At 61.7% G+C, this 9,643-nt stretch carries 11 protein-coding genes; 2 read left to right on the top strand and 9 right to left on the bottom strand.

The features are described from left to right. Positions 1 to 38 precede the first annotated feature (38 nt). On the top strand, positions 39 to 1,076 hold the full coding sequence (locus tag ACRESD_RS20165) for a sensor histidine kinase (RefSeq protein WP_431752511.1): 1,038 nt from the start codon (positions 39 to 41) through the stop codon (positions 1,074 to 1,076). On the opposite strand, the gene ACRESD_RS20160 is transcribed toward ACRESD_RS20165, so the two are convergent. The 9 genes from ACRESD_RS20160 to ACRESD_RS20120 all read right to left on the bottom strand — a co-directional run bounded on the left by ACRESD_RS20160 (position 1,073) and on the right by ACRESD_RS20120 (position 8,919). Then, a complete protein-coding gene (locus ACRESD_RS20160; protein WP_431752510.1) occupies positions 1,073 to 2,134 on the bottom strand; it encodes an AI-2E family transporter in 1,062 nt (353 codons plus the stop codon). The genes ACRESD_RS20165 and ACRESD_RS20160 overlap by 4 nt on opposite strands. Positions 2,135 to 2,206: 72 nt before the next feature. Next, positions 2,207 to 3,025, bottom strand: coding sequence for a DUF4892 domain-containing protein (locus ACRESD_RS20155; protein ID WP_431752509.1), 819 nt, complete (start codon positions 3,023 to 3,025; stop codon positions 2,207 to 2,209). A 102-nt stretch (positions 3,026 to 3,127) separates the two neighbouring features. Beyond that, on the bottom strand, positions 3,128 to 3,982 hold the full coding sequence (locus ACRESD_RS20150; RefSeq protein WP_431752508.1) for an alpha/beta hydrolase: 855 nt from the start codon (positions 3,980 to 3,982) through the stop codon (positions 3,128 to 3,130). Beyond that, positions 3,979 to 4,782: an alpha/beta fold hydrolase gene (locus ACRESD_RS20145; protein WP_431752507.1), complete on the bottom strand. Its 804-nt coding sequence runs from the start codon at positions 4,780 to 4,782 to the stop codon at positions 3,979 to 3,981. The genes ACRESD_RS20150 and ACRESD_RS20145 overlap by 4 nt, the downstream gene beginning before the upstream one ends. A gap of 97 nt (positions 4,783 to 4,879) precedes the next feature. Then, a complete protein-coding gene (locus ACRESD_RS20140; protein ID WP_431752506.1) occupies positions 4,880 to 5,323 on the bottom strand; it encodes a hotdog fold thioesterase in 444 nt (147 codons plus the stop codon). 30 nt (positions 5,324 to 5,353) lie between these two features. After that, entirely contained in the window at positions 5,354 to 7,003 is a 1,650-nt protein-coding gene (locus ACRESD_RS20135; protein ID WP_431752505.1) for an AMP-binding protein, read from the bottom strand. A gap of 86 nt (positions 7,004 to 7,089) precedes the next feature. Then, positions 7,090 to 7,539 carry a phosphohistidine phosphatase SixA gene (gene sixA / locus ACRESD_RS20130; RefSeq protein WP_431752504.1) on the bottom strand — a complete coding sequence of 150 codons (450 nt, stop codon included), beginning with the start codon at positions 7,537 to 7,539 and terminating at the stop codon, positions 7,090 to 7,092. Then, positions 7,536 to 7,883, bottom strand: a complete 348-nt coding sequence (locus tag ACRESD_RS20125) for a DUF4389 domain-containing protein (protein WP_431752503.1) — start codon at positions 7,881 to 7,883, stop codon at positions 7,536 to 7,538. Before ACRESD_RS20125 ends, sixA begins: the two co-directional genes overlap by 4 nt. 10 nt (positions 7,884 to 7,893) lie before the next feature. Then, positions 7,894 to 8,919, bottom strand: coding sequence for an NAD(P)H-dependent glycerol-3-phosphate dehydrogenase (locus tag ACRESD_RS20120; RefSeq protein ID WP_431752502.1), 1,026 nt, complete (start codon positions 8,917 to 8,919; stop codon positions 7,894 to 7,896). Positions 8,920 to 9,114: 195 nt separating this feature from the next. Between ACRESD_RS20120 and ACRESD_RS20115 the strand changes: the two genes are divergently transcribed. Then, a partial coding sequence (locus ACRESD_RS20115; RefSeq protein ID WP_431752501.1) for a TonB-dependent receptor plug domain-containing protein occupies positions 9,115 to 9,643 on the top strand: 529 nt, incomplete at its 3' end.

Here is a 9,643-nt window from a genome sequence, read left to right as displayed (position 1 = left end):
GGTGAAGGCTACCTGTTCGACGCCCGGGATATCGGTTGATGCGCGCCACCTTCAATACGTTGTTCGGCAGGCTGTTCGGTGTATTGCTGGTGGCCATTGTGCTGGCCCATGTGCTGGCATTCTTTTGGTTTCACCATTACGGCCCGCCACCACCGCCGACCGGTGAAACCTTTGTACAACAGGCAGACGGTTCCTTCACCCCCATCCAGAAGAAGCACCCTCGCCCGTGGTTTGGCGGCCCGGTGGTGCCACTGACCTTTCAGTTCATCTCGCTGATCATCGCCGCGTGGTACGGCGCCAAGCTTTTGAGTCGACCGATCCAGCGCCTGAGCGCAGCCGCCGAACGGTTGAGTGTCGACCTCGACAGCCCTCCGCTCGATGAGTCGGGGCCACGAGAGGCCAGGCAAGCCGCCTCCACCTTCAACCTGATGCAAAAACGCATCCGTGAACAAGTCAGCCAGCGTGCGCGCATGCTCGGTGCAGTCTCCCACGACCTACGCACACCACTGTCACGCCTCAAACTGCGCCTGGAACAGATCGAAGACACCAAGCTGCAAGGTCAGATGCGCCAAGACCTGAACGACATGATTGACATGCTCGACGCCACCCTGAGCTACCTGCACGAGCAACGTACCAGTGAAACCCGGCACTGGCTCGACGTGCAGGCGCTGGTGGAATCCCTCAGTGAGAACGCCCAAGACCAAGGCTCCGATGTGCAGTTCTCCGGCAGCTGCGCGCCGTTGCAAGTACAGCCCATGGCCCTGCGTTCATGCCTCAACAACCTGATCGACAACGCCCTGCGCTATGCCGGCACGGCTCGTGTGGAACTGGCAGATAGTCGTGGAGCCCTGGTGATCCGTGTGATCGACCATGGCCCCGGGATTGCAGCCGACAAGCGCGAGGCAGTATTCGAGCCGTTCTTTCGCCTGGAGGGCTCACGCAACCGTAACTCGGGGGGCGTCGGCCTGGGCATGACGATTGCGAGGGAAGCGGTGGAGCGCCTCGGCGGCCACCTCAGCCTGGAAGACACACCAGGCGGTGGGTTGACCGCCGTGATGTGGTTGCCGAGGGCTTAAAGGGGTTTGTCTTCCCGGCGCCCTTGCGCCTGGGTCGTACTCCAGTCAGTCAACAAACTGTAGGCCACCGCCAACAAGGTCGGACCGATAAACAGGCCGATGAAACCAAATGCGATCAAGCCGCCAAACACCCCTAACAGCACGATCACCAGCGGCAGGTTGCCACCTCGGCTGATCAGGTACGGCTTGAGCACGTTGTCCACGCCGCTGATGATGAATGTGCCCCACACACCCAGGAACACCGCGTAGGTGTAATCGCCTTTCCAGGCCAGCCACGCCGTGGCTGGAATCCACACCAACGGCGGCCCCATGGGAATCAGGCTGAGCAGGAAGGTGACAATGCCCAGCACCAATGCACCCGGTACGCCCGCAATCAGGAAGCCGATCAGCGCCAGTAAAGCCTGTGCAGCAGCGGTGCCGATCACACCGTTGACCACCCGCTGTACGGTGCCGGCCACCAGTTCGATGTAGTAACCGGCACGCTCCCCGATCAAACGCTCCAGCAGGCGATGCACAAACACCGCCAGCCGTGGCCCATCACGGTAAAAGAAGAACACGAACACCAGGCTCAGGGTCAGCTCAAGGATGCCGCCGCCAATTTGCGCACTGCGCGCCAGCAGCCAGTTGCCGACCTGTCCCAGGTACGGCTTGATGCTGACCATCAGTGCCGCGCCCTGTTGGTCGATGCTGTCCCATGTCGCCACCAGGCGCTCGCCGACAAAGGGGATCGAGCCCAACCAAGTGGGCGCAGCCGGTAGGCCGTCGACCTGGATATCCTTGATCAGGCCCACGGCGTCACGCACATGATCGGCCAGGTTGAAACCCAGCCATACCAGCGGCACCGCCACCAACAGCATCCAGCACAAGGTCAGGATGCCAGCGGCCAAGGATTCCCGACCACCCAGCCAGCGGGTGAGCAGACGCATCAGCGGCCAACTGGCAAACGCCAGCACCGCGCCCCAGAACAGCGCCGACCAGAACGGCGCCATCACCCAGAAGCTGGCACCAAACAACACCAGCAGCAGGATTTGCACCAGTAGGCGATCGTTATTGAGCATCGGGTATCTCGAGAAGAAGGCTGTAGGAATAGAGCGTAGGCGAACGGCGCGGGTCCGTTCGCCTGTTAACGGTCAGCGTATCAGATGCAGGTGCAACCCCTTAGCGTCACCGGTGCCGGTTTCCATACGCGCGGCACGCACGCCGCTGTCGATCAGGCCCTGACGCCAGGCTTCGGCCGTCGGCCCGGTCAAACTGACACGCAAGGTGGCGTCAAGGTTCAATCCACGGGAGATCAAGGTCAGCCAGGTGGCGTCAGGTTCAGCCCCGAGCTTCGGGAAATCCAGCTCGCCGGTGCTTTTCAACTCACGTAACAGGGTCGCCGACGTAGGCAGGAGATCAGCCAATGGCGCACTGGCATCCAATTGTTCTACATGCAGATAGGCGCGACGGTTGCCTCGGGTGATGCCGTACAGCGCCACCAGGGAGTTGTCCTGCGGTGCGGCCAGGCGCAACAGCAGGTATTCCTGCTGGCCATCGGCGCCCACCAGTTTGGCGTTGCCGAACACTTCATTGGCCCACAGGCTGCTTTCGCCACAATCACGGGCCTGGCACCAGAACAACAGCTGCGCGCCCTTGGCTTGCAGCGCTTCGCGGGTCGCGGTAAACGCGGCGCTGGACGTGTGCTCGGCGGGCAACTCGTAGGTAATCGCCGTGGCTTGACCACGTGCGGTGGCTTGGCCCTCGTAGCGCAACTGGCCGCTGATCTTGCGGATTGCACCCATGGGGTAGATGCGTTCCTTTTCTTCGACGGGGCGGTAATCGACGATCTGTGCGTCGACTTGGCGCGACACTGCCGGCAAATCCTGGCTACCCGGCACATCAGCGGCGAACACCAAAGGGCTGAAACAGCACAGCCCGAGGGCACGTATACATCCTTTACGCAAGCTCATCGGATGATTGAGCCCTGGCCATTGGAGGTCGTAGCAGTTTCAAGATGGTTCATGGTTGACTCCCTTTCAATCCGCCCAGCCTCGGCAGTTGACCCCGCCAAGTCAAGGCGTGGAGAAGAACCGATTGAAACAGTCTGCAACAAGAGCGGCGCCAGGCTCGTCATTCAGGTGTAAATGATGGCCTCCCGGCAGCGTGGTCACCGTGAAGGGTAGCTGAGAAAGCAATTCGGGATGTTTCGCCAACATACCCTCAGCCGCCACCACTAACTGTGCAGGGCAAGCCACCCGCCGCACGAAAGCCATCGCCTGCTCATCGGTCAGACGTATCGGCGAAGCCAGGGTCAATCGACTGTCGGTGCGCCAGGTATAACCGCCCGATACCGGCATCAACCCGCGCTGGGCCAGCAGTTCGGCGGCCTCGCGACTGACCGCGACCACACCTTTCATTCGCGCTTCAACTGCCCGATCGAGGGTGCTGTAGACCGGCTTGCGCTTGTCCTGCAGGTTCAACTGCGCCTGCAAGGCCATGCCCAATCGCTCGGCCGCGTTCTCGCCGACGGCGGTGGGCGGGATCACACCGTCGATCAATCCCAGGTGTGTCACCCGCTCCGGCAAGGCTCCCGCCAGCACCAACGAGACGATGGCGCCGAGGGAGTGGCCAAGTAATGCAAAACGTTTCCAACCCAGCTGTTCGGCGACTTGCAGCACATCAAATACATAATCCCACAAGGCATAACCCGCCCCGGCTGGACGATGGGCCGAATGCCCATGACCCGCCATGTCCAGCGCAACGATGCGCAAGCCCTGCAGTTTCGGCGCCAGTCGCGCAAAACTGTTGGCGTTGTCCAGCCAGCCATGCAGGGCAATCACCGGCAGACCGTCCTCGGGACCAAACAAGTGCGCAGCCAACTCGATGTGGGGCAGGCTCAGGCGGACTTCTTCGACCGACGTGTTCATGCGCAGTTGCGCTCGCGGGCTTCCCAGCGGGAGAACAGGTTCTTGATCAAGGTCGCGGTGTCCTGGGGACGTTCGAGGGGAAACATATGGCCACCGGGCATGGTGAGCATTTCGCCCATGGGCAGGCGGTCGACACCGCTGGCGTGGTGACGCATCACCACCCGGCTCTGGCGTCCGCGCACCACTGCCAGCGGCACCTTCAACTGGCGCACCTGGCCTGGGCTGGTGTGGGGCACGCCGCGATAAATGCTGATTTCGGTTGCTGGGTCAAAGCGCAGGCGTAGGCGATCGCCCACCTGTTGCAGGCCATGTTGCAGATACGCGTCAAAACATTCCGGGTCGAACCCGCGAAACAGGGTTTTACCGGCAAAGTAGCTGCGCGCGGCGTCCAGGTCGGTGAACTCTTCACGCCGGCCCAGGGTGCGACCGGCCGGGGTCAGGCGATCGATAAACCCCAAGCGCTTGGCGGCGCGTATCACCCAGCGGTCGGCACGAGTCAGCACCGGCGAATCCAGCATCACCACCCCACGATACAACTGCGGGCAACGCATGGCCGCGTGCAGGTGCAGCACGCCACCCAGGGAATGCCCGACGCCCCATACCGGCTCCGGTTGCTGCTCCAGGTGATGGATCAACTCGTCCACCAGGTTGCGCCAGTTGTCGTCCACCGGAAACCGGGGGTCGTGACCGTGCTGTGGCAAGTGAGCCACTGTGTACTCCGGGGCCAGGGCGGCAAACAACTTGCCGTAAGTGGCCGAAGGGAAACCATTGGCGTGGGCAAAAAACACGTGCTGCGACATACCGGACTCATCTACAGAAACAGAAATGGATTGTCACCAGCCCCAAGCTGTACAGCAATGACTGTAACTGCCAGGAATGATGACACTCACGCCATGCCTATCGCGCCGGTGGGTTTTCGCCCAGCGGCACCACGGCCATGGTCAGGCGCGAGACGCAGTTGGCCTTGCCGTCTTCGCTGGTCAGGCGGATATCCCACACCTGGGTGGTTCGCCCGATATGGATCGCCCGCGCCACCGCCGTCACGCGCCCGCTGCGCACACCACGCAAGTGGTTGGCGTTGATCTCCAGGCCCACGCAATAGAACTTGCTCGGATCAATGCACAGGTAGGCCGCCATGGAGCCGACGCTTTCCGCCAGCACCACCGACGCACCACCGTGCAGCAGGCCATAGGGCTGATGGGTACGATGGTCGACCACCATGCTGGCGGTGAGTGATTCGTCATCGAAGCGTTCGAAACGGATATCCAGCAGTTCACCGATGGTGTTTTTCTGGATGGCGTTGAGTTGCTCGATATTGGGTTGGGTGCGCCACAGGCTCATGCGATTGTCCTTATTGGTTTTATTACGGCCCTAATCCTGCCACAGAATGGATTCGTTGCGCTCGCTCCAAACGTGGAACTGAGCACCGTAGGTCGACTCGATCACATTGCGCTTTATCTTCAGGGTCGGGGTCAGGAAGCCGTTTTCCACCGCCCAGTTGTCGTTGACCACCACCAACTGACGCAAACGCTCGTGCTTGTCCAACCCCTGGTTGACCTGTTCCAACCAACGCTCAAGGCTGCCGTTCAGGGTTTGCCGGTCCTCGCCGGTTGCCGCCAGCACGCACAAGCCTATCGGCGCCGTCAGGCCTTCACCGACCACACACACCTGTTCGATGCGCGCATGCTCGGCCAGACGATTCTCAATCGGCGCCGGAGCCACGTATTTGCCCTTGCTGGTCTTGAATATTTCCTTGAGCCGTCCGGTGAGGCGCAGGCGGCCGTCAGCGCCCTGCTCACCCTTGTCGCCAGTGCGCAGGAAACCGTCAGCGGTGAGGGTCTCAGCGGTTTTCTGCGGGTCCTTGAAATAGCCGAGCATGGTCGCGCCGCTGCGCACCTGCACTTCGCCCGACGGGTCGATGCGCACATCCACCCCGGGACATGGCAGGCCGATCCAGCCAAGCTTCTGCTGCCCAGGACGGCACACGTGGGAATAGCCGCAGCTTTCCGTCATGCCGTACACCTCCAACACATCCAAACCCAGGCGCTGATACCAACGCAACAGGGCCTCAGGCACTGGCGCGGCACCGGATAGCGCAATACGCAGTGCATCCAGGCCCAGCCCCGCGAGGACTTTACGGCCCACGTACCGGCCGATAAAAGGCAGGCGCAGAAGCCGGTCCAGACGCTTTTCCGAGACCTTGCCATACACGCCCATCTGGAATTTGGTCCAGATCCTCGGCACGCCGAACAATGCCGTGGGTCGTGCCCGACGCAAGTCAGTCAGAAACGTGTCGAGGCTTTCGGCGAAAAATACCGTTTGCCCGGTGTAGAGCGAGGCCAGTTCCACGAACATCCGCTCCGCCACATGGCACAACGGCAGGTAAGACAGCAGCCGGTCGCCCTCCCCCAGGCCAAATAACTCGGTGCCACGGGTGGCGGCAAAACCCAGGGCACCAAAGGTTTGCATCACGCCCTTGGGCAAGCCGGTAGTGCCAGAGGTGTAGACGATGGTAGCCAGGCTCGCGGCGTCAGGCTCGGGGTTGTCCTGAATCGGTGAACAAGCCTGCAGATCAGCCCAAGTGAAATCGAAGTCACCGACCGGACCCAGCGGCAGTTGGATAGTTGTCAAACCAGCCGGGATACCAGGCGCCATGGCCGGCCAGTCGTCCAGCTTGCCGATCAATGCCAACGCCGCCTCGGAGTGAGTCAGCACATGGGCGACGGAGTCTGCAGTCAGGTTGGGGTATAACGGCACCGACACATGCCCGGCCATCCAGATCGCCAGGTCGGCGATGATCCAGTGCGCGCAGTTTTTCGAGATCAGGGCAATATGTGAGCCCTGGGGCAACTCCCGAGCACGTAGCCAGCGCGCAGCGCAGCGGGCCTGATGACCGACGTCGCCCCAGGTGAGGGTTTGCACCTCGCCACCGCCGATGGGCTGCACGAGAAAAGGTTTGCGCGGGTGCCGCGCTTCACGTTCGAAGAAGACCTGTAACGGCAAACGAAAAGCGACAGGCATGGAACGCGCTCCTTTGTGGTCCGACGATAGCCAACCAAGCACTTGCTCGGTTGACTATATAGCACACAAAACAGCGATCACTTTTCCTACGGATTTTTCACGCCAACCAGGCTCATCAACCCCGCCAACGGAAAATCGCCCTCCAGCTCCGCCAGACTGGCGGTGTGCATCGGTTGCGGCTGGCGTTGATGACCATGCTGCAAAAAGCTGACCAGGCTGCCCACCAAAGGCTGGTGGCTGACCAGCAGCACGTTGTCATCGGTATTGAGCTTTTCCAGCACCTGCAATGGGTTACCGTCTGGCGTCAGCCACGGCACCGTGCGGATATCAGGTTCAAACCCCAGCGCTTCGCGAACCAGTTGTGCGGTCTGTTGCGCCCGCACGTAAGGGCTGGCGATGATCGCACTGAGAGGCTGGCCGATCAGGTGCGCCGCGCTGTGCAACACTTCGGCGCGGCCATGCTCGGTGAGGTTGCGTTCGGCATCGGTGCGCGCATGCCCTTCGGCTTCACCGTGGCGCAGTATCCAGAGCTTCACAGTTTGGGCTCTTCATCACGCACCGGATGCGGCACCGGCGGCACGCTGTGGGCCGCTTCACCCTCCGGTGCACGCGGTGTCGGCCAATCGGCGAACGGCCAAGGCTTTTGCTCGGTGTGAAAGCTGCCAAAACGGCCGATCTGAGCCAGGAACTGACTGAGACTGTCGCCGAAGTTCATCAGGCCCAGGTTCGGTGCGCTGTAGACCAGGCGGTAAATCAACTGCACCAGCACCAATGCGCCGAGCAGGAACTGCGCGACTTGCCACACCAGGGCGAACACCAGCATCCACACAATGCGCAGGACGATGGACTCGTACTTGGGAGCTGCTTTCGGATCGTTCATGACGCGTTCCTCAGTTGAAACCACTGGTGGAAATAAAGTCGACATCGGTTTTCGGCTCTGCCCGCATCAGCAGCTCGATCACCTGGTTCAAGGTGCGCCCTTCAAACAGGATCGCGTGCAGCCCGGCGACCAGCGGCATATACACCCCGACTTCCTGGGCCTTGGCCTTCAACACCTTAAGCGTATTGACGCCCTCGGCCACTTCGCCCAGGCGCGTAACGGCGTCTTCCAGGCTCAAACCCTGGCCCAGGGCAAACCCCACTTGATAGTTGCGGCTTTTGGGCGACGAGCAGGTGACGATCAAGTCGCCCACCCCGGCCAGGCCCAGGAACGTCATCGGATTGGCGCCCTGGTTCACCGCAAAGCGGGTCATCTCGGCCAAGGCGCGGGTAATCAGCATGCTCTTGGTGTTTTCGCCCATGCCCAAGGCCACCGCCATACCGGCAATGATCGCGTAGACGTTTTTAAGCGCTCCGCCCAGCTCGACGCCAAAACGATCGCCACTGGCATAGACACGGAAGGTACGACCATGCAGTACCGCCTGGACGCGCTCGCACAGTGCTTCGTCTTCACTGGCAACCACGGTGGCGGTCAGCGCGTGCTCGGCGACTTCCCGCGCCAGGTTCGGCCCGGACAACACGCCGATACGCGCCTGGGGGGCGATCTCTTCGAGGATTTCGCTCATCAGCTTGAACGTGTGCGCTTCAATACCCTTGGTCAGGCTGACCAGCAGCTTGCCCGCCAGGCGTTCGGCATGGGGTGCCAGCACCGAGCGCAAGGCGCTGGACGGCAGCGCAACAAAGCACAGGTCACAGGCGATGAGGGTCTCCAGCAGGTCCGTGACTGGCTCCACCGCCAGATGAATCTTGATGCCTTTAAGGTAACGGGGGTTTTCCCGGTGCACGCGAATGGCCTCGGCCTGCTCGGGATCGCGCATCCACTGGCGCACCGCGTGGCCGTTTTCAGCCAGCAGGTTAGCCACGGCGGTACCAAAACTTCCGCCTCCCAGGACCGCAATAGGGCGCTGTTCAGTCATATGCAATCCGTTAATCCATACCAATGGCGATAGCGGCATTATACGGGGCGACCCGCTTGCGGCCAGCCCCCGCATCAATTCACCTGCTTGTCGGAAAATGCCATGTGCAGGTGAAGTAATTGCAAGTCCGACGACTGGCAAATGGCCTCACCTCAGTTAACATGGGCGGCTATCCGTCATTATCAAGGCCGTGCCGTGTATCTGGGCCCTCCTCCTCGCTCATCCCTGCTGTTGATGCTGTTGTGCAGCGCCCCGGTGCTGGCTGACGATCTGTTCCTGGACAGCCAGCCGCTGCCGCAGGTATTGACTGCCACGCGCCTCAAGCAATCAGCCGCCGCCGTACCTGGCAGCATGACAGTGATCGACAGCGAACTGATCAAGGCCAGCGGCGCTCGGGACATCGCCGAGTTGCTGCGCCTGGTGCCCGGGATGATGGTCGGCTACACCACCGGCAACCAGGCGGCAGTGAACTACCACGGTACCAGCGCCAGCGATGCACGGCGCATGCAGGTGTTGATCGACGGGCGCTCGGTGTACCGCGCCGGCCTGGCCACCGTGGACTGGAGCGACATCCCGGTGGCCATGGAGGACATCGAGCGTATCGAAGTCTTCCGCGGCCCCAACACCGTCAGCTACGGCGCCAACGCGCTGATGGCGGTGGTCAATATCCTTACGCGTTCGCCGGCCAACAGCCACGGCTCACGGGTGAAAGTCATCCGTGGCG

Origin of the sequence: Pseudomonas sp., from assembly GCF_050739995.1 — a bacterium.
Taxonomy (GTDB): Bacteria; Pseudomonadota; Gammaproteobacteria; order Pseudomonadales; family Pseudomonadaceae; genus Aquipseudomonas.
This window is presented reverse-complemented; position numbering and strand designations above follow the sequence as displayed.

Excerpts from the sequence above, each read along its gene's own strand:
- ACRESD_RS20165 (WP_431752511.1), top strand. The coding sequence starts at position 39 with ATGCGCGCCACCTTCAATACGTTGTTCGGCAGGCTGTTCGGTGTATTG.
- ACRESD_RS20160 (WP_431752510.1), bottom strand. The coding sequence starts at position 2,134 with ATGCTCAATAACGATCGCCTACTGGTGCAAATCCTGCTGCTGGTGTTG.
- ACRESD_RS20155 (WP_431752509.1), bottom strand. The coding sequence starts at position 3,025 with ATGAGCTTGCGTAAAGGATGTATACGTGCCCTCGGGCTGTGCTGTTTC.
- ACRESD_RS20150 (WP_431752508.1), bottom strand. The coding sequence starts at position 3,982 with ATGAACACGTCGGTCGAAGAAGTCCGCCTGAGCCTGCCCCACATCGAG.
- ACRESD_RS20145 (WP_431752507.1), bottom strand. The coding sequence starts at position 4,782 with ATGTCGCAGCACGTGTTTTTTGCCCACGCCAATGGTTTCCCTTCGGCC.
- ACRESD_RS20140 (WP_431752506.1), bottom strand. The coding sequence starts at position 5,323 with ATGAGCCTGTGGCGCACCCAACCCAATATCGAGCAACTCAACGCCATC.
- ACRESD_RS20135 (WP_431752505.1), bottom strand. The coding sequence starts at position 7,003 with ATGCCTGTCGCTTTTCGTTTGCCGTTACAGGTCTTCTTCGAACGTGAA.
- ACRESD_RS20125 (WP_431752503.1), bottom strand. The coding sequence starts at position 7,883 with ATGAACGATCCGAAAGCAGCTCCCAAGTACGAGTCCATCGTCCTGCGC.
- ACRESD_RS20120 (WP_431752502.1), bottom strand. The coding sequence starts at position 8,919 with ATGACTGAACAGCGCCCTATTGCGGTCCTGGGAGGCGGAAGTTTTGGT.